The organism is Nocardia sp. NPDC056611 (assembly GCF_042792755.1).
Lineage (GTDB): Bacteria > Actinomycetota > Actinomycetes > Mycobacteriales > Mycobacteriaceae > Nocardia.
This window is the reverse complement of the sequence record NZ_JBHTVV010000001.1, coordinates 1,290,214-1,309,203: the sequence shown is the minus strand read 5'-3', so window position 1 is coordinate 1,309,203 and position 18,990 is coordinate 1,290,214. Positions and strand designations below refer to the sequence as shown.

The following is an 18,990-nucleotide window of genomic DNA, read 5'->3' as shown; positions in this document are numbered from 1 at the left end:
CGCGGGAGGAGCCTCGTTCACTAGGGTCGGAAGCATCAGGCAGCGTCGCCGACTGAATCACCGGTCTGGCCGCACGTCGTCCACCCGAGCTCCCGACCCAGGAACGGTGGAGAATGCCCGAAACCCGTCGCAGTCCCGTCCTGGTCGGACGGGCATCGCAGCTGGCCGACCTTCGTGAGCTCGTCCTCGATCAGAACATCCGGTTGCTCACCGTGACCGGGGGCGCCGGTGTCGGCAAGAGCCGGTTGGCCGCCACCGCCGTGCGGAATGCCGAGAGTCGGTTCATATCAGTCGATTTGGCCGAGACCAGCGAAGGCGAGCAAGCCTGGGGGACGATCCTGGACGCACTGGGTCGCCCGGCCGAGCCGCACGCCACCCCGCCCGGACCGGATGCCGTGGCGGCGCGAATCGGCGTGGAACCGATGATTCTGCTGGCCGACAATTGCGATCTCGTCGCCCGCGATCTCGCGGCCGGACTGTCCGCGGTACTGGTCCGGTGCCCGGGGCTGACCGTGGTCGCGACCAGCCGCCACGCTCTCGACCTGTATCAGGAGGTGCTCTACCTGGTTCCGCCGCTGTCCATCGCCTCCGACGGGTCCGAGGCCAGTCCCGCCGCTCAGCTCTTGTGGAACTGCGTCGAAACCCGGTTCCGCGACGCGGCCATCGCCGCGGACCGATCGCAGCTCGAGCAGATCGCGGCCGAATTGGACGGCGTACCGGTGGGATTGGAGCTCGCCGCGACCGCGGTTGGGAGACTCGGAGCCGAACGAACGCTGGATCGGATCCGCTCCGGGCAACAGCTGCCGCCCTCGCCGTTCGTCGATGTCCCGTCGCGGCACCGCAGCATTCGCGCATGCGTGGAGTGGGCGCTGAGCGATCTCGACGAGATGGGCCTCTTCGTGCTGCTGCACGTCGCCGCTTCCAGCGTCCTCACCGATCTCGAGGAGGTGCTGCTGCTCAGCGGCGAGCGGGGTGATCCGATCGCCGGCAAGCTCGCCGAACTCGTGGACCGCAGCCTGCTCGACCACTCGGTCGCCGAGAACGGTCACTACACCTATGCGATCTCGGGCTTCACCCGGTCGTTCTGCCGCCAGTTGCTGTTCGAGGATCGGGTCCTCGCGAAACGAGTGCGCTTCCGGCGCGCCGAGGGACTCCGTCTGCTGGCCCGCGAGATCACTCGGCTGCTCGCCGAGCCGGACGGCCGCGCCGAGGCGCTACGCCTGATCGACCGCTGGCTGCCGGACATCGTCGCCACCGTCCGGTACCTGATCGACCACGACGCGTATCGGGACGCCATCGAGCTGCTGTCCGAGCTGGAGGACGTCTGGATCGAACGGGGACTGCTCGCCGATGCCGAGGCCATCGTGGCCACCCTGATGGCGGCGGTCGACTCCGGAGCCCACCCGCCCACGCTGATGGCCGCGGGTCGTGAGCTCCTGGGCCGCTGGGCACTGCGATCCGGGCGTTTCGAGGACGCGAAACGACTGCTCGCACCGGTCGTCTCCGCCCGGAATACCGACACCCGCCGTACCGACCCCGGCCTTGTCCATCGGGCGGGCCGCGCTCTGGCCCAGGTCCATCACGAGACCGGAAAGCCCCAGCGGGCCCGCACGCTGCTCGCTCGATTCCCTTCGGCCGCAGCCTCACCCGCGGAGCAGCCGGTCGCCGCACTCATGGAGGCGGTGATCGGACTCGGCGACGTGCCGCTAGAGGACGACGAAACCTGGTCGGCCCTGCGTGATCACGCGGCCGCCCTGCCCCGCCGCCGTGATCGGCTGACAGTCCTGAACACGCTCGGCCGGACCCTGCTGCGCGCCCGGTCGCCGCATCGCGCGCTGGAAGTCTTCCATCTCGTGCTGCGGACACCCGAACCGGTGATGAGCCTGCTGGAAATGGTGACGGCGCTGGAAGGCTGCGCCCGGGCCTACGATGCCGCCGGCGTCGAGTATTCCGAACAGACACACCGGCTTTCGGCGGCGACCCACTGGATCCGGGCCAGCTGTTCGCTGTCCCGGATCGCGGGGAATTCGGCCGATCCGGCGGTGAGCACCATCGGCGCGGTACTCGACATCGACGAGGCCATCGCCTATGCGCTGTCCATACCGCTGCTGTCGCGCGCCGATCTGGGATCTCCGCTGCTGTCCCGGCTGACCAAGCGGCAGCTCGAGACGGCGCTGCTGGTCGCCGAGGGCATGACCAACCGCATGATCGCCAATCGCCTGGGGATCGCCGAATGGACGGTCGTGAACCACCTGCGGCAGGTCATGACGAGGCTGGACTGCCCCAGCCGATTACACGTCGCGCTGGTCATCGAACGCGAGACCCAGCAGCCCGCGTGACGAGTCCACCGCGTGGCGGCCGGGGCAACGCCGACCCGGCCACCACGGGCGGTATCACCGAACCGTCCCGGCCGGCCGACGCAGGAGGTCGAGTTCCTCCTCGAGATCGACCGGCGCGGTGTTGGTGAAGATCACGTGGTCGATACCCCGGCCCGCGAGCACGGCCGGATCCTCGCCGATCTGCCGGTCGTGGGCGGGGCTACTCCGAGATCCATGGTGTTCTCCTCGATCACCGGAGCGTGCGGAAGGTCGCTCGAATGTCCTCGATGACGGCGTCGGGGTTCTCCCACGGGGTGAAGTGGCCGCCGTGTTCGTGCGCGCCGATATGGACCGGGTTGTACCAACCGCGGTGGCGCGCATCGTCGAGGAAGACCCGGGCACGGTTGGCCGTGGTCACGCCGGGCGGGTTCTCGAAGCCGAGGAAGGTGAAACCCGTTGGCGCCTCGATGATCGGCGTGCGGTCGTGGGCGGGCGTCCACGGGTAGCGGTTGGCATTGATATAGGCGCGGATCGACGTGGTGATGGTGTTGCCGACCCACCACATGGTGGCGTTGGCGAGCAGATGGTCACGGGGGAAGACGCTTTCGACATCCCCGCCCGATTCACTCCATTCGGTCCAGCGCCGCAGAATCCACGACAGCATGCCGACCGGCGAGTCCGCCAAGCCGAACGACAGGTTCTGGGAATCGAGGATGTGGACCGCGCTGTGGGAGGCGTAGCGGTATTGGAACGCGAGGATGCCGTCCCGGATCTCGTCGGGGACCCCCGGCGGGACCATGAACCCGCCGGTGCCGTCCCAGGGCCGTTCACCCTGGAACACATCCAGGTGTACGGGGTGCCCGAGCCAGATGCCGTGCAGGTCGGCGGCTCGCGCGTGGCCGAGTTGCGCGGTCACCAGCGCCCCGTAGTCCGCGCCGCCCGCCGCGTATTTCCCGAAGCCGAGATGGTCGGTCATCAGGCTGTGCCAGAGTTCGGACATCTTCCAGAAGTTCAGGTCCGTCCGCCCGGTGGGCGCGGAGAACCCGAAGCCGGGCAGCGAGGGCACGATCACCTCGAAGGCGTCGGCCGGATCGCCGCCGTAGCTGCCGGGATCGGCCAGCTGCTTGACGACCCGGGACCATTCCCGGAAGCTCCAGGGCCAGCCGTGCGTCAGGATCAGCGGAATCGGCGCGGGGCCCCGGCCCGGTTCCCGGAGATAGTGGATCGGGACGCCGTCGACGATCGCACGGTAGTTGTCGTAGCTGTTGATCTCGGCTTCGGCGGCGCGCCAATCGAATTCGTCGATCCAGTACGCGACGAGCTCCTTCATGTACGCGACGCTGGTGCCGTAATAGGTCTCTTCCTCCCGGATATCGGCGGGCCAGCGGGTCGCGAGCAGGCGCGCCTTCAAGTCGTCGAGCGTCTCCTGCGGAACCGCGACCACAAACTTCTCCGGCGCAGCCGCGGTCACGGAAGCGGCTGTCCTGTCGTCGGTTACGGTCACTTGACTCGCCGCCTGATGGTCATCGGCATGCCGCCCTCCGGCCCGAGCACCCCGCGCATCCGCCATTTCGGGGTGTAGCCGGGGACCCGCTCGGGAGCGAACAGCCGAGCCAGAGTGACCAGCAGGATCTGCGCCTCCAGATAGGCGAAGCTCTTGCCGATGCATACCCTGGGTCCGGCCGAGAAGGGATGGAAGGCGAAGGGGTGCATGCTCTTCTCGGCATTGTCGGCCCATCGGTCCGGATCGAATCGCTCCGGATCGGTCCAGAAATCGGGATGCCGATGGGTGAGGTAGGGTGCGACCACCACGATCGAACCGGGTTGCGCCACATACGATCCTATGCGCACCGGCTCCACGACATCACGCAGGTACAGCGGCGCGGGCGGATGCAGACGCAGCGCCTCCTTGATCACGCACAGTGAGTACGGCGCGTGCTCCAGGTCGTCGACGGTGAAATCGTCGGGCAGGGCATCCACTTCAGCGCGCAGCCGGACCGCCGACTCGGGGTTGTTGGCCAGCAGATACCACACGAATGCCAAAGTGCGAGCGGTGGTTTCGTATCCGGCGATGAACATCGTCACGCACTGATCACGCAGGACCATGTCGGCCCGATCGGCTGGGCCCAACTTCGCCTCATTGGCGATCATCTTGGTGAGCAGGTCGTCGGGACGGTCCTGCGCGGGCATCCGCCGGCGTTCCGCGATCACGCCCAGAATGAACTCGTCGACCCGCTGCCGCGCCTGGTCGTAGCCGCGGCGACCAGATGTCGGAACCCACTCGGGCGCTTTGAACTTGTCGGTATTGCGCCCGGAGGTGTACGTGATCATGGTTTCCACCGCGCCCTTCAACTGGGCGATGACATCCCGGCCCGCCGTGCTGAACAACGTCTTGAGCAGAATGGAGGCGGTGAGCGTCGCCATCTCGGGCACCATGTCCACCGGTTCGCCGCCCGCGGACTCCGGGGTCCAGCGGGTACTGAACCACTGCACGTCCTCGAAGAACAACGGCACGTACTCGCGCACCGACTTCGGGGTGAAGAAGGGCGCCAGCACCTGACGCTGCGACTTCCATTGCGCGCCGACGCTGGTCGCGACGCCCTCGCCCATCCAGTACTTGCGCACCGGGTCGTAGCTCGCGCCCTTGGTGTACTTGTCCATCTGCTCGAGCGTCACCATCCGGACGTGGTCGGGATGGGCCAGCACGACCAATCGGCGCGGACCGACCTGCAGCTCGGAGACATCGCCGTGCTCGCGCCAGAGCTGCTCGACCACCCCCAGCAGGCCGTTCTTCTTGGTGTTCACCGCCGTGGCGAAGCCGTACTTGTCGCGGGTACCCGGCATGGGGAGTGTTTCACCGTCGCCGCCCAGGACATTCGATTGCGAATGGTCCACCGGGCAGCCTTTGACCTCGGTCATGTGTGTTTCACCTCGATACGAATAGAAGATCGAATGATCGCGCACTCAGGCGACTGCCCGAGTTTCCTTCTCCGGCTGGTCCGCCGACAGTTCGCGAATGAATTCCACGGCGATCTCGGCGACCGCCTGTGGCGATTTCAACCAGGACATGTGCCCCAACCCCGAGTCGATGACCTCCCGCCGCAGTGGCGCCCGGCCGAATTTGCCGACGAGCAGATCCGTTTCACGAATCGAGACCCGGCGGTCGGCCGCGAAATTGATCGCGAGTACCGGTGTCTCGCTACGGCCCATCGCCGCTTCGTAATCGAATTCCGCCCCGCGCGGCTCGAACCGCCCGGACAACACCATATTCGCGATGTCCGTGGTCAGACCCCGGGTCGGCCGACCCAGCATCTTGGTGGCGGGCAGCCAGCCGATCCGGGCGATGACGCCGAACAGTGCCCGGGCGCCCAGCCAGCGCCGCGTCGACAGCGCCCGCAGCTCCGACACCGGCGCCAACCCCGAGGCCACCAGGATCAGCCCGGCAATGCGCTGATCACGGGCGACATGGCAGACGGCGAGCTGGCCGCCGAAGCTGTGGGCCAAGACGTAGACCGGGCGCCCGGCCGAGAGACCACGCGCGTACTCGGTGGTCAGGTGGTAGTCGTAAATGACCTGGTCGTGCATGCCGTAGCGACTCGAACGCGGCGGCCGGGGAGACGAATTCCCCTGACCGTGCAATTCACCCACCACGACGGTGCAGCCCTGGCGACTCAGTTCGGCCGCCAATCCGGAATACAGCGCGCCGGACGCCGCGATACCCGGCCAGACCACGACAACCGGTGCGTCATCGGTGTTTTCGGCACGGAATGTATTGACCACGGCGACAGTGCCGTCCGGCAACTCTATGGATCGTGTTGATTGCGTTTCGGACATAGTCGGCAACCCTTTCCGTTCTGACATCCACTCGAATCCGAGGCTCGCGGATCGATGGCCAGAGATTAGAGGGATCTGCTTTTCCTGGGCAATGCTGTGTTCAACCGCGTTCAACTGCGATTCGGTCGTCGGTTGAACGGGGGCTCGCCGCCAGTTCATCGGCGAATCTCCGCCAGCCCGCGGCACATTCGAGCGCGACCTGTGCGACCAGATCGGCACAGTGTGGCGGTACGGTCATGACCAGTTGTTCACGGGCGCGGTCGTCGAGCAGCTGCGAGCTGAGCAGCCGCAGCAGGGAGCGACCGGAACCGGACATCCGCAGGGAGGGATCACGATACATCGCACGGAGCAGATCGCCGGCGGTCTGCCCGCGCACCTGGACCGGCTTCGGGGTGCGCCGGGCCCGCGACGGCACCGGGTCCTCACCGCGATCCAGCCGCGCCCGGACGTCCCGGACCGTGGCCGGGGATATTCCGGCGGCACTGGCGATCTCGCGCAGTGAGGCGTCCGGTCGGGCGGCGAGCAATCGACTCGCCCGCGCCCGTCCGGCGGCGCTGTCCACCGGCCTGACCTTGCCGTCCCGCCCGAGTCTGGACTCCACCGCCGGGACCGCACCCCCGGAATCGGTTCGCATCGCCGCGATCGTCTTCGCGGCCAGGCCGGTGACCGAGGCGAGCACGCGATCCGACCACTGCGGATGAGTCCGCAACAGGCGCAGCGTCGCTGCCGCGCGGTCGGCCGACGACAGTGGCAGACCATGATGGACGTTCGCCCGCACCGCCAGTACGAAGGCGTCTGCCTCGGTGCCGTCGAAGTACACGATGTCGATCTGCGCGTCGCCGCGCAGCTCGGCCGCCCGCAGCCGATGCACCCCGTCGATCACCCGCATGGTCGGGCGGTGCACCAGGATCGGCGGCAGCCGGGTCTGCGATTCCGCCAGCCGCTCGACATGGTCGGCATCGACACCGCCGATGCGCGGGTGATCCCCGATCAGCAGCGACACTGTCGCGGCCCGGACCACCTCGCTCTGCCCGGTCCCCCCGATCGCCTGAACTTCCGTACCCGACATGGAACCGGCCGACAGCCGCACCAGAGGTCGATCGCTCGAGTTCATGGTTCCCCTTGTCTCTTAACGGATTCGATGGATATCGAACGCTGCCATCGAAGCCGAGATTAGAACTCGTTCACCCCAGGCGGCCACCACACGCGCCCGTCACGACCGAACCCAATCGGACCCGGAATCGCCTCATTGATCACGTGTAACACCTTGTGCGACAACATATTTCAGAGTGATGCGACAATTGCATTTCCGTCCTGTTCCCGGGCACACGTAGCAAGACATTGCTGCAATAGAACTCGTTACAGTCCTGTTTCAGGGCCTCCCATCCGCGCCCTCGGGGACGTTGCGCCAGCGGCTCGAAACACCTGTCTCGCCGGGATGGTTACTGCGTGTTTGGTTTTCCTCGAGGACCGCTCGAGCCGGGATTCACATACTCGGGACGCGAACAGCGACGTTCGGGATCTGACCCCGAGTAGCCATCGGCTACCTGCACGATTCGGAAGACATCATGAACGCCAATCTGATCGCGGCGGCCCAGGAGTTGGCCGCGCCGGGGGCACCGGACGGGCAACGGCGGGTGCTGGCCATGTTTCCCGGGCAGGGATCGCAGCGGGAGGGGATGGCCGCGCATTTGATTCGGGAGCACCCGGAGACCGCGGGGGCCGTGTTCGAGCGGGCCGACGAGTGCCTGGGGCTGCCGATGCGGGCGCTGTGCACGGAGGGGGACGCGGAGCAGTTGCGGGCCACCGAGGTGGCGCAGCCGGCGATTCTGGCCACGGCGCTGGCCACCTTCGAGGTCCTGCGGGCCGAGGGGTTCGCGCCCGACCTGGTGGCGGGGCACAGCCTCGGGGAGTTCGCGGCGCTGGCCGCGGCCGGAGTGCTGGATCTCGCCGACGCGTTGACGCTGGTGCGGCTGCGGGGTGAGCTGATGGCCGAGATCGCGGCGGCGGTGCCGGGCGCGATGACGGCCGTGTCCGGGGTGGACGCGGGGCGGATCGAGGAGATCTGCGCGGGCGTGGACGGGGTCGTCGAGCTCGCCAACTACAACGCGCCGGATCAGTCGGTCATCTCGGGGACGGCGGAGGCGGTCGCGGCCGCCACCGAGCTGCTGCGCGCCGCGGGGGCGGGCTCGCTGGTCGCGCTGCGGGTCGGCGCACCGTTCCACTGCTCGCTCATGGCGTCCCTCGAGGAGCGGTTCGCCGCCGGGCTGCACCTGGCCGACTTCCGCGATCCCACCACCACCGTCATCAGTTCCGTGACCGCACAACCGATTTCGAGCGGCAAAGCGGCGCGGGAACTGCTGCACCGCCAGCTCACCGCCCCGGTCCGCTGGATCGAGGTGATCAGCACCGCCGCCGAACTCGGCTGCACCGACTACCTCGAGATCGGCCCCGGACGCGTGCTGTCGGGGCTCGCCAACCGCATGGTCAGCGACGCCACCGTGCGCAGCACCCAGGACTCTCGCCGCATCGCCGCGGCCGTCGCCCAATACGCCTGAACCCGGCCGAATACGCCTGAGCCAGGCCAGATCCCACCGGACTCCCACCGATCACACCCCTGCGGCAGGCGCCGCGGGGGTCCCCACCAACCCCTCACCGAGAAAGAAGGAATCACCATGCCCGAAACCACCACCGACTTCGCGCCCGCCGTCACCGACGCGATCGCCGACGCCCTCGGCATCGACCAGTCCGAGGTGACCCTCGACGCCACCCTGATCGACGAGCTCGGCGCGGAATCCATCGACCTGCTCGACATCCTGTTCCGCATCCACCGCGACACCGGCGTCAAGATCGCCGTCGCCGACGTGCAGGAACTGCTGCAGGGCGGCATCCCCGACGACGAGTTCGGCGACGAGAACGAGATCGTCTCCGAGATCGGGCTCGCCCACCTGGAGAAGGTGCTGCCGCAGTTCGACCGCAGCAATCTCAACGGCCCGCTGCGCGGCGAGCAGGTGCTCGGCCTGGTCACCGTACGCAACCTGGTCGACCTGGTCGCCCAGCGCGCCGCCGCACCGGCCGAGGCCGAAGAGGTCGCCTGATGCCGGAGCAGGATTTCGCAGGCAAGGTCGCGCTGGTCACCGGCGCGTCCCGCGGCATCGGCCGGGCCGTCGCACTCACCCTGGCCCGGCGCGGGGCGGCGGTCGCGGTGAACTACCGCTCCCACAAGGACGAAGCCCTCGAGGTGGTCGCCGAGATCGCGGACTTCGGCGGCCGCGCGGTCGCCGTCGGCGCGGACGTGTCCGAGCTGGCGGCGGCCAAGGATCTGGTGGAGCAGACCCGGGATCAGTTGGGCGGCTTGCACATTCTGGTCAACAACGCGGGCATCACCCGTGACGGGCTGCTGCACGACATGGATCCGGCCGAATGGTGGAAGGTCATCCAGGTCAACCTGGGCGGCGCCTTCAACTGCACGCACGCCGCGGCCGGGCATCTCATGTCCCAGGGCGAGGGCGCGATCGTGAACGTCTCGTCCATCATGGGCGAGAAGGGTCTCACCGGGCAGTCCAACTACTCGACCTCCAAGGGCGCGATGAACGCCCTCACCCTGGCCTGCGCGGTGGAGATGGCCCGGTTCGGGGTGCGGGTGAACGCCGTGCTGGGCGGCGTCATCCCCACCGATCTCATCGGCGACCTGCTGCAACGCGACAACGGCAAGGGCCGCACCCATGTCCCGATGCGCCGCTACGGCGACGTGGGACAGGTCGCGGAGGCGGTGGCCTGGCTCGCCAGTCCCGCCGCCGATTACGTCACCGGAGAGCTGCTGCGCGTCGACGGCGGCCTCGCGGTGCAGCTCAGCAACGGCCGCCTGGTCTCCCGCTGAACACCCCGGCATCCCGCTGAATCGGAAAGGACGTGACTGCCATGCGATTTCATCTCATCGACCGAATCGAGTCCTGGGAACCGTTGCAGCACATCACGGCTCGCAAACTCACCTCGGTCTACGAGAACGTCTGGCAGCCGTCCGCCACCGGCCCCGTGCTGCCCTTCGGCCTGGCCCTGGAGGCGCTGTGCCAGGCCGGGGCCTGGCTCGTGCTGCTCAGCTCGGCGCACACCAAACGCGCCGCGCTGCTCACCGTCGGCGACGTCACCATGCACCGCGACGCGGTACCCGGTGACGTGCTGCGGATGACGGCCCGGGTGGTGCACGCGACGCCGGAGGCGGCGGTGGTGGACGGCTGGATCGAGGTCGACGGCGAGCGAATCATGGACGCCCGCAACATCATGTGCGCCCTCATCGACGCCGACCGGCTCGACGACCCGGCCGACACCGAACGGATGGCGCGCCACCTGCTCGGCGAGGAGCTGGTCGGATGAGCACCCCGGCCGGACCCCGGCGGGTGGTGGTGACCGGCGTCGGCGCGGTCACCCCGCTCGGCGTGGACGCGCCGTCCACCTGGGACGGACTGGTGGCCGGGCGCAATGCCATCGGCCCGCTGACCACCTTCGACTGCACCACCTTCCCGGTCCGGATCGCCGGGCTGGTCCCGGACTCCTTCGATCCGGCCACCGCGATCCCGGCCGCCGCCGACCGGCGCTGGGTGTCCCGGCCCGGCCTGTTCGGGCTGGCTGCGGTCGGCGAGGCCCTGCGCTCCGCGGGCCTGGACGCCGAGCAGCCCTATCCGCCCTCGGATCGCGGGGTGGCCATGGGCGCGAGCGTGGGCCGACCCGACCTGGAGATGGTGCTGCGGGTCTCCGAATTGCGTTCCCGTACCGGGAAACCCGACGCGTTCGTGCGGCCCGCACCGTCGGCCACCCTGACCGGCAATCAGAACCTGGCCCTCAACGCCATGGTCCGGCTGATCGGCGCGACCGGTCCGATGGTGGGCATCCACACCGCCTGCGCCGGATCCGGACACGCCCTCGGCGAGGCCTTCCGGCTGATCCAGGAGGGCGACGCCCGCATGATGGTGGCCGGCGGCTACGACTCGCTCACCACCTGGGCCGACATCCTCGGCTTCGGGCTGCTGGGCGCGATGACCGACCGCTACAACGACGATCCCGCCGCCGCCTCGCGCCCCTTCGACGCCGACCGCAGCGGGTTCGTGATCGGCGAGGGCGCGGTGTCCTTCGTCCTCGAGGACCACGACTCCGCGCTCGAGCGCGGGGCGCCGATCCTGGGCGAACTGCTCGGCTACGGGTCCACCATGAACGCCTGGCGGATCACCGACTCGCCACCGGACGGTGCGGGCGCGATCGAGGCGATGGAATCCGCGCTGACCGAATCCTGTTTGGGCACAGCCGATATCGACTACATCGCGGCGCACGGCACCAGCACGCCCGGCAATGACGTCTCCGAGACCCGGGCCATCAAGAAGGTGTTCGGCGACGACGCCTACCGGCTGGTGGTGTCCTCGCCCAAATCCATGGCCGGGCACCTCACCGCCGGGGCCGCGGCCCTGAACCTGCTGGCGGCGCTGGGCGCGATCCGGGACGCGGTGGTGCCGCCCACCCGCAATCTCGACACCCCGGATCGGGCCCTGGATCTCGACTACGTCCCCCATCGCGCGCGCCGAATGCCGGTGCGCGCGGCCATGATCAACGCCCTCGCGTTCGGCGGTTCCAATACCTGCCTCGTGGTGGGCGCACCCCCGAACACCCCCGAACTCAGGGAGCAGCCATGACCGCGTCCCACCCCGCGCCCGCCGACCTCCCGGCGGCGGGCATCGGCACCCCGGGATTCGATCGAATCCTGGTGGTGAGCCCCGGCCTTCGGGCCGAGGCCCTGCTGAACGTCACCGGCACCCTGCCGTTCTTCGACAGCCACTTCCCGCGCCGCCCCATCCTGCCCGGCGTGCTGCTGACCGAGAGCCTGATCGCGCTGGCCGTCATGGCCGCCGGTGATCCCCTGCTGCGGCTGCGCGCCGCCGACGGGCTGCGCTTCCGGCGCTTCATCACGCCGGGCGATCAGGTGCACCTGACCGTCGAGAGCGTCAGCACCGGAACCGATCCGGACGAGTCGGTGTGGCGGGCGACCGCCACGGTGGACGGCCGGACCGCCGCCGCCATCAAGAACCTGCGCCTGGCGCGTAGGCCGATCGCCGCGGTGCATGGCGATTCCGCCGCGGCGATCGGTGGCCCCGCCGCGGCGATGCCGGTCGCGAACGGCTTTGCCGCCGAGGTGACGCCGTGACCGCGCGGCGCGTGGTGATCACCGGCGTCGGCCTGGTCACGGCGCTCGGCGAGGGCGCCCGCGAGACCTGGGACGCGCTGGTGGCGGGGCATACCGGCATCGCCCCGCTGCGCGCCTACGACCCGTCACCGCTGCGCACCCGGCTCGGCGCGGAGATCCCCGACTTCGATCCGGGCAAGTTCCTGTCGCTGCGGTCCATGCGCACCTCCACCCGCGGCGACCAGTACGGCGTCGCGGCCGCCACCCTGGCGCTGCGCGACGCCGGGCTCGAGCGCAGCGACCTCGGCCACCGCACCGGGCTGTATCTCGGTGGCAACAAGGACATCTGCCAGCGCGACGACTCCATCGCCGACATGGAGGCCATTCGGGGCGTGGACGGCGAGCCGGACATGCGCAAACTGGGTGAACTGGCCCGGTCGATCGTGCCGCCGCTGGCGTATGTGGAGGGTTTGCAGAACGGCGGGACCTACCACATCTCCTCGCTGTTCGGCCTGCGCGGACCCAATGCCTTCTACGCGGGCGCGGCCGATTCCGGTGCGACCGCGATCGGGCGGGCCATGCGCGCCATCCGGCGCGGGGAGGCCGATCTGGCCGTGGCGGGCGGCTACGACGACGCCACCAACTGGTGGGCCATGGCCAAGCTGGACGGACTCGGCGTGCTGTCACCGCGAAACGACTTGGACACCAAGGCGTTCCGGCCGTTCGACCACGAACACACCGGCTCCGTGATCGGCGACGGTGCGGCGATCCTGGTGCTCGAGGATCGTGATCGGGCATTGGGGCGCGGCGCGCACATCTACGCCGAGCTCGCGGGCTACGGCATGGGCAACGACTGCGTGCGCCCGCCCGCCTCCGATCCGGACGGGCGCGGCCTGGTCCGCGCGATCACGGCGGCGCTGTCGGATGCCGATGCGGCGGGCCCGGATTGCGTGTTCTCGCACGGCTGCGCCACCGCGCTCGGCGACACCAGCGAAGTGCGGGCGCTGCGCACCGCCCTCGGCGGAGCCGCCGACCGGGCCGCCGTGACCAGCGTCAAACCCCAGACCGGGCATCTGGTCGGCGGCGCGGGCGCGCTCAATGCCGCCCTGGCCGCGCTGGCCCTGGACTCCGGCGTGGTGCCCGCCACCGCCAATCACGAGAACCCGGCCCCCGGATGCGATCTCGACATCGTCAGCGGTGCGGCCCGGCACGCCCGGCCGAGGGTCGCGCTGGCCCTGGCCCGCGGCCTGGAGGGCCAGGCCGTGGCGCTCACCCTCACCCAATCGAACTGATCGACAGGACTTTCGGCCATGCACGAAACCCATCGTCCGGCGCCCCGGCGCATCGTGATCACCTCGCTCGGCGCGATCACCGCACACGGCGCCGGCGCGGAGGAACTGTGGCAGCGGGTGCGCGGCGGCGAGGTCGCCATCCGGCCGCTGCGCGAATTCGCCGTCGCCGGACTGCCCGCGGCCATCGGCGGCGAGATCCTCGACCCGCCGCGCCCCAAATACGACTACCTGGCCCCGCTCGGCCTCACCGACCCCGAACCGGCCATCGACTACGCGCTCATCGCCGCCGAGGAAGCCATGGCGGGCGCGGGATTGGGCGTGCTGGAGGCGGGCGCGGCGCCCCGCCCGGACGCGCTCCCCGCCCACCGCTGGGGTGTGGCCTTCGGCAGCTGCAACAGCGGGATCCGCAGCGCCGAGAAGGCGGTCCGCCGCGCGGTCGACGCCGGACGCACGGTCGGCGCGGACGAACTGGGACTCGGTGACGACCGGCACCTGCTGCTGGTGTCACCGCAGTTCTGCGCGGAGGCCCTCAGCGCCGCCTTCGGGCTGAAAGGTCCCGTGCTGTCGGTCAATACGGCCTGCGCGTCCAGCGCCCACGCTCTCGCCCACGCCGTCGAACAGATCCGCGCCGGACGCGCGGACGCCATGCTGGTCGGCGGCAGCGACGCGCTCAGCGAGATGGCGTACTACGGCTTCAACAGCGTCGAATCGCTGTCCTCGCGACCGGCGCGCCCGTATTCCCGTGACCGCGACGGTCTCTCGCTCGGCGCGGGCGCGGGCATGATGGTGCTGGCCTCCGCCGAGGTGGCCCTCGCGGCCGGCGCCCCGATCGTCGCCGAGGTGCTCGGCTACGGCATGTCCGCCGACGGCTACCACGCCACCGCCCCGCATCCCCAGGGCGCGGGCGCGGCGCGCGCCATCCGCGCCGCCATCGACACCGCCGGGCTCACCCCCGCCGACGTGCCCTACATCAACGGGCACGGCACCGGGACCCCGAAGAACGACTCGGCCGAGAGCAACGCGGTCCGCGCCGCCCTCGGCGACGCGGCACAGGACGTGGTGCTGAGCAGCACCAAATCCATGATCGGCCACCTGCTCGGCGCGGCGGGAGCCGTCGAAGCCATCGTCACCATCCTCGGTCTGCGCGACGAGATGATCCCGCCGACAGCCGGTTTCGCCGAGACCGACCCGGCGTGCGGGCTGGATCCCGCGCCGAACCAGGCCCGGGCCCTGCCCATGCGGGTCGCCGCCTCGAACAATTTCGCCTTCGCCGGGGCCAACGCCTGTGTCGTGTACGGACGACCGGCGGGAACCGGCGATGAGCACGTGCCCGGTGCGGCCGACGAGTTCGATGAGGTCGTCGTGACCGGGATCGGCGTGCTCATGGGTGCGGCGGCCGACCCCGAACAGCTCTGGGCCGCATGGCGGGCCGGGGCCGGAATTGCCGAGTCGCACCACGGGTTGCGGGTGGTGCGAGTGGGCACCGACCCGGGAGCGGCCATTCCGGCGAAGGCGCGGCGGCGGATGGATCGCCTCGGCCAGTTGGCCGTGGCGACCAGCGAGCAGGCGCTCACGGCGGCCGGGCTCACCGCCGACGAGAGCGTGGGCGTGGTGCTCGGCACCGGTGTCGGTCCGATGAGCAGCATCTCCCGCTTCTTCGAGCCGACGGTGCTGGGCGGTCCGCTGCAAGGCAATCCGGCGATCTTCCCCAATACCGTCTTCAATGCCGCCGCCGGGCAGGTGGCGATGGCGCTGGGCGCGAAGGGGCCGACGTCGACTCTCACCTCGGGTCACGCCGCCGGCGCTGCCGCTCTCGGCACCGCCTTCGACCTGTTGCGGGCCGGACGAGCCGACGCCGTCCTCTGCACCGGCGCGGACGAGCTCTCGCCCTACGCGCTCGACGCCTACCGGGGCGCGGGAGTGTTCACCGGTCGTCACGGCCGCGAATTCCAGCTCGCCGAGGGCAGCGTCACCCTGCTGCTGGAACGGGCCTCGACCGCGCGGGCCCGCGGGGTCACACCGCTGGCCGTGCTCGCGGGCTACGCCACCACCTGCGATGCGCTCGGCATCGCACGCTGGGATCCGCGCGGGCACGGGGTGGAACGGGCCATGCGCGATGCCCTCGGCGCGTCCGGGGTGAAACCGGAAGAGCTGACCGCGGTCTGGACCGCCGCGGCGGGGCTGCCCGCGGTGGACGGTCCCGAGCGCCGGGCCGTCGATCGGCTCGGCCTGAAGCCGGCCTGTGCCCGGCACGAGCCCAAGCGGGTGCTCGGCGATCCCATCGGCGCGGGCGCGCAGCTGGCCGCCGCGCTGGCCATCACCTCGTGGGCGCACGGCGCGGACCACGGCCCGGTGCTGGTCAACGGCTCGTCGCTGGGCGGCACCCACACCAGCTTCGTGCTGACCCACCCCGCGGCCGCACCGCAGTGACCCGACGCACCCACCCCATCGTGAACGCACACATCGAATCGTGAACGGAGACACCATGCCGAACCTCGACACACGCCACGTGTCGATCCTGTCCACCGGCTCCTACCTGCCCGGGGACCCGATCGACAACGCCACCCTCGAGCGCCTGTGCGGGCCCATGCCCGCCGAGGTCCTCGACAACATCCAAGTACGGCAACGGCATTGGATCATCGACCCCGCCACCGGCCGCCACACCACCGGCACCTCCGCCATGGCCACCACGGCGGCGCGGCGGGCGCTGGCCCGCGCCGGCATCGACCCGGCCGAGGTGGATCTACTGGTCATGTCCTCGGCCAGCCCCGAATACCAGCTGCCCGCCGTGGTCACCTACGTGCAGGAGCGGCTCGGGCTCGCGCACTGCGCGTCCATCGAATTCCGGGCCGCCTGCACGGGTTTCGTGCAGGGCCTCGACTACGCGCGCCGCCTGCTCGCCGACGGCACCTACACGACGGCCGTGGTGATCGGCGCGGAATCCATTTCGCCGCTGCTGGTTCCGATGTACCTCGGCATGGACCCCGAACTGGTGCGCATGCGCGATCGGCTGGTCATCAACTCCTTCGGCGACGGCGCCGGGGCGGTCGTGCTGCGCGCCGGCGAACCCGGCAGCACCGACCCGAACGGCGAATTCCGTTTCGCCACCGCCTGTCTCGGTGGCGACCGCAAGCCCGGCATGCAGATCGTCGGCGGCGGCACCCACGAGCCGGTGTTCGATCAGGCCAAGCGCAAGCGCCTGGTGGAGATGAAGCTCGACGTGAACGGGACCGCCACCTTCGGGCCGCAGGTGTTCGTGGCGGGCATGAAGGACATGCTGGCGCGCACCGGGCTCACCGTCGCCGAGATCGACGCCTGCGTGCTGCCCGAAGGCAATGCCGACTATTTCACCGCCGAATTCGACGCCGCCGGAGTCTCGCCCGAGGACCAGGCGGTGCTGGCCAAGAACATCGTCGAGAACCTGGCCACCGTCGGCGCGACCGGCTCCGCGGCGGTGCCGCTGGCCCTCGACGACGGCTGGGTCCAGGGCCGGGTCCGGCCCGGCGACCAGTTGCTGCTGCTCGCCGTGGAGGCCAGCCGTTACCTCTACGCCGGTCTGTCGCTGCGCTGGGAAGCCCCGTTCGCCGAATCCGCCGAGGTGATCGACCATGTCGCCTGATCACGTGTTCACGGCGGAGGAGAACGCGCGCATCATCCGCCGCGTCTTCGACGAATTCGTCAACCAAGGCGACTTCTCGGTGGTCGACGAGATCTACTCCCCCGACATGGTCGACCACCAGCCGCTGCCCGGCGCGCCCGACGGCACCGCGGGCGTCAAGTACACCATCGCCGGTCTGCGCGAAGGCTTCCCGGACCTGCACGTCACCATCGAGGCGCTCAGCGCGCACGCCGACTACGTGGTCATCCACAACACCTGGCGCGGCACCTTCACCGGCGAATTCCTGGGCATGGACCCCACCGGGGAGGCCATCGAGTTCAAGGGCGTCGTGGTGTGGCGGCTGGCCGACGGCCTGATCTGCGAACGCTGGGGCATCGGCGTCGAATCCGCCATGCTCGAGGCGCTCGGCCTGGGCTGGCTGATGTCGGGCGCGCTGGGCCGCAAGGGCCGGCGCCGCAAGGGCGGCGGCATGGACCTCGCGGAACTGGCGGCCACCGTGTCGTCCCTGACCGAAGCGGCGTCCCCGACCGAAGCGGGCCGGCCGTGACGCAGCGGCCACTGACCGTTCTCATCTCCGGCGGCGGCATCGGCGGCCTGGCCGCGGCCCTCGCGCTGCGACAGCGCGGCCTGCGCGTGCGGGTCTTCGAACGCGCCACCGAACTACGCGACGGCGGTGCGGGACTGCACATCTGGACCAACGGCACCATCGCGCTGCAACGCCTCGGCGTGCTGCGCGAGGTGCTCGAGACCGCCCCCATGCAGCAGATCACCCATTTCGGGACCTGGCGCGGGGACCTGTTCGGCGCGTGGCCGGTCGGCGGATTCATCGAGAAGTACGGATGCCCGACCATCGCGGTCGAGCGGTCGGTGCTGCACCGGATCCTCAGCGCGGCGGTCACCGCCACCGGCGACGACGCCGAGATCCGCACGGGCGCAGCCGTCGTCGGCTTCGAACAGGACGACACCGGCGTCACCGTGGAACTGTCCGACGGCGACCGGGTCCGCGGCGACGTCCTCATCGGCGCGGACGGCATCAACGGCATGGTCCGCAACGGACTGCTCGGCATGGCCCGGCCGCGCTACACCGGCTACATCGCCTGGCGCGGCAAAGCCGAACTGCGGCACGAGAAGATCCCGCCCGGCACCTTCTACGCGCTGTTCGGGCCCGGCACCCGATTCACCTTCTACGACGTCGCCCCCGGCGTCGTGCACTGGATGAGCGTGGCCAACGGCGAACCCGGCGGCCACGACGACGGCGACCCCAGAGAATTACTGGCGCAACGGCATCGGGGCTGGATGGCCCCGGTCGAGGAGATCCTGGCCGCCACCCCGCCCGAGGCCATCATCCGCGGCGACGTGCTGGACCGGGCTCCCGACAAACGCTGGGGCGCCGGCCGGGTCACGCTGCTCGGCGACGCCGCCCACCCCATCACCTTCAATATCGGCCAGGGCGCGTGCCAGGCCCTCGAGGACGCCCTCGTTCTGGCCGAGGAACTCGACACCACCGACCCGGCGACGGCGTTGCGCCGCTACGAGAAACAGCGCCGCGCCCGCACCGCCGGACTCCAGAAGGTGGCGTGGCGGATCGGCCGCCTCGGCGCGGTGGAGAACCCGCTGCTCATCCGGCTGCGCGAACTCGGCATGCGGCTGGTGTGGCCGTGGCTCGTCTTCCGCATCGCCGAACGCGACCAGATCGCCTACGCCACCCGCTGGCGCACCCCCGAACCGACCGCATCACTGCAGAAAGACGGTGTCTGA

Annotated in this window: 16 protein-coding genes; 12 read left to right on the top strand and 4 right to left on the bottom strand. The window is 70.0% G+C overall.

Going from position 1 to position 18,990, the window contains the following annotated elements; genetic code table 11:
* Positions 1 to 113 precede the first annotated feature (113 nt).
* On the top strand, positions 114 to 2,339 hold the full coding sequence (locus ACFRAQ_RS06010; RefSeq protein ID WP_379094633.1) for an ATP-binding protein: 2,226 nt from the start codon (positions 114 to 116) through the stop codon (positions 2,337 to 2,339).
* A 229-nt stretch (positions 2,340 to 2,568) separates the two neighbouring features.
* On the opposite strand, the gene ACFRAQ_RS06005 is transcribed toward ACFRAQ_RS06010, so the two are convergent.
* Genes ACFRAQ_RS06005 through ACFRAQ_RS05990 form a run of 4 tightly spaced genes read right to left on the bottom strand, consistent with a single transcriptional unit; the run spans position 2,569 to position 7,266 of the window.
* Positions 2,569 to 3,789, bottom strand: a complete 1,221-nt coding sequence (locus ACFRAQ_RS06005; RefSeq protein ID WP_379094631.1) for an epoxide hydrolase family protein — start codon at positions 3,787 to 3,789, stop codon at positions 2,569 to 2,571.
* 29 nt (positions 3,790 to 3,818) lie between these two features.
* A complete protein-coding gene (locus tag ACFRAQ_RS06000) occupies positions 3,819 to 5,237 on the bottom strand; it encodes a cytochrome P450 (RefSeq protein WP_379094629.1) in 1,419 nt (472 codons plus the stop codon).
* 45 nt (positions 5,238 to 5,282) lie between these two features.
* The gene (locus tag ACFRAQ_RS05995; protein ID WP_379094627.1) at positions 5,283 to 6,311 is read right to left on the bottom strand and encodes an alpha/beta fold hydrolase; all 1,029 of its coding nucleotides are present in this window, start codon (positions 6,309 to 6,311) and stop codon (positions 5,283 to 5,285) included.
* Entirely contained in the window at positions 6,253 to 7,266 is a 1,014-nt protein-coding gene (locus tag ACFRAQ_RS05990; protein WP_379094625.1) for a ParB N-terminal domain-containing protein, read from the bottom strand. Before ACFRAQ_RS05990 ends, ACFRAQ_RS05995 begins: the two co-directional genes overlap by 59 nt.
* A 454-nt stretch (positions 7,267 to 7,720) precedes the next feature.
* Between ACFRAQ_RS05990 and fabD the strand changes: the two genes are divergently transcribed.
* The 11 genes from fabD (at position 7,721) to ACFRAQ_RS05935 (ending at position 18,990) form a co-directional block, all read left to right on the top strand.
* The gene (gene fabD, locus ACFRAQ_RS05985; RefSeq protein ID WP_379094623.1) at positions 7,721 to 8,710 is read left to right on the top strand and encodes an ACP S-malonyltransferase; all 990 of its coding nucleotides are present in this window, start codon (positions 7,721 to 7,723) and stop codon (positions 8,708 to 8,710) included.
* A gap of 117 nt (positions 8,711 to 8,827) precedes the next feature.
* The gene (locus ACFRAQ_RS05980; RefSeq protein ID WP_379094621.1) at positions 8,828 to 9,250 is read left to right on the top strand and encodes an acyl carrier protein; all 423 of its coding nucleotides are present in this window, start codon (positions 8,828 to 8,830) and stop codon (positions 9,248 to 9,250) included.
* Positions 9,250 to 10,032: an SDR family NAD(P)-dependent oxidoreductase gene (locus tag ACFRAQ_RS05975; RefSeq protein WP_379094619.1), complete on the top strand. Its 783-nt coding sequence runs from the start codon at positions 9,250 to 9,252 to the stop codon at positions 10,030 to 10,032. The genes ACFRAQ_RS05980 and ACFRAQ_RS05975 overlap by 1 nt, the downstream gene beginning before the upstream one ends.
* Before the next feature lie 41 nt (positions 10,033 to 10,073).
* Positions 10,074 to 10,526, top strand: a complete 453-nt coding sequence (locus ACFRAQ_RS05970; RefSeq protein WP_379094617.1) for a hypothetical protein — start codon at positions 10,074 to 10,076, stop codon at positions 10,524 to 10,526.
* Positions 10,523 to 11,833 (top strand): beta-ketoacyl-[acyl-carrier-protein] synthase family protein, encoded by a 1,311-nt coding sequence (locus ACFRAQ_RS05965; protein WP_379094615.1) that lies wholly within the window; start codon positions 10,523 to 10,525, stop codon positions 11,831 to 11,833. The genes ACFRAQ_RS05970 and ACFRAQ_RS05965 overlap by 4 nt, the downstream gene beginning before the upstream one ends.
* Positions 11,830 to 12,342 carry a 3-hydroxyacyl-ACP dehydratase FabZ family protein gene (locus ACFRAQ_RS05960; RefSeq protein ID WP_379094613.1) on the top strand — a complete coding sequence of 171 codons (513 nt, stop codon included), beginning with the start codon at positions 11,830 to 11,832 and terminating at the stop codon, positions 12,340 to 12,342. Before ACFRAQ_RS05965 ends, ACFRAQ_RS05960 begins: the two co-directional genes overlap by 4 nt.
* The gene (locus ACFRAQ_RS05955; protein WP_379094611.1) at positions 12,339 to 13,613 is read left to right on the top strand and encodes a beta-ketoacyl-[acyl-carrier-protein] synthase family protein; all 1,275 of its coding nucleotides are present in this window, start codon (positions 12,339 to 12,341) and stop codon (positions 13,611 to 13,613) included. Before ACFRAQ_RS05960 ends, ACFRAQ_RS05955 begins: the two co-directional genes overlap by 4 nt.
* Positions 13,614 to 13,631: 18 nt before the next feature.
* Positions 13,632 to 16,043, top strand: coding sequence for a beta-ketoacyl synthase N-terminal-like domain-containing protein (locus ACFRAQ_RS05950; protein WP_379094609.1), 2,412 nt, complete (start codon positions 13,632 to 13,634; stop codon positions 16,041 to 16,043).
* A 55-nt stretch (positions 16,044 to 16,098) separates the two neighbouring features.
* A complete protein-coding gene (locus ACFRAQ_RS05945) occupies positions 16,099 to 17,232 on the top strand; it encodes a 3-oxoacyl-ACP synthase III family protein (RefSeq protein WP_379094607.1) in 1,134 nt (377 codons plus the stop codon).
* Positions 17,222 to 17,779, top strand: coding sequence for an ester cyclase (locus ACFRAQ_RS05940; RefSeq protein ID WP_379094605.1), 558 nt, complete (start codon positions 17,222 to 17,224; stop codon positions 17,777 to 17,779). Before ACFRAQ_RS05945 ends, ACFRAQ_RS05940 begins: the two co-directional genes overlap by 11 nt.
* Complete coding sequence (locus tag ACFRAQ_RS05935; RefSeq protein WP_379094603.1) at positions 17,776 to 18,990, top strand: FAD-dependent monooxygenase; 1,215 nt, start codon at positions 17,776 to 17,778, stop codon at positions 18,988 to 18,990. Before ACFRAQ_RS05940 ends, ACFRAQ_RS05935 begins: the two co-directional genes overlap by 4 nt.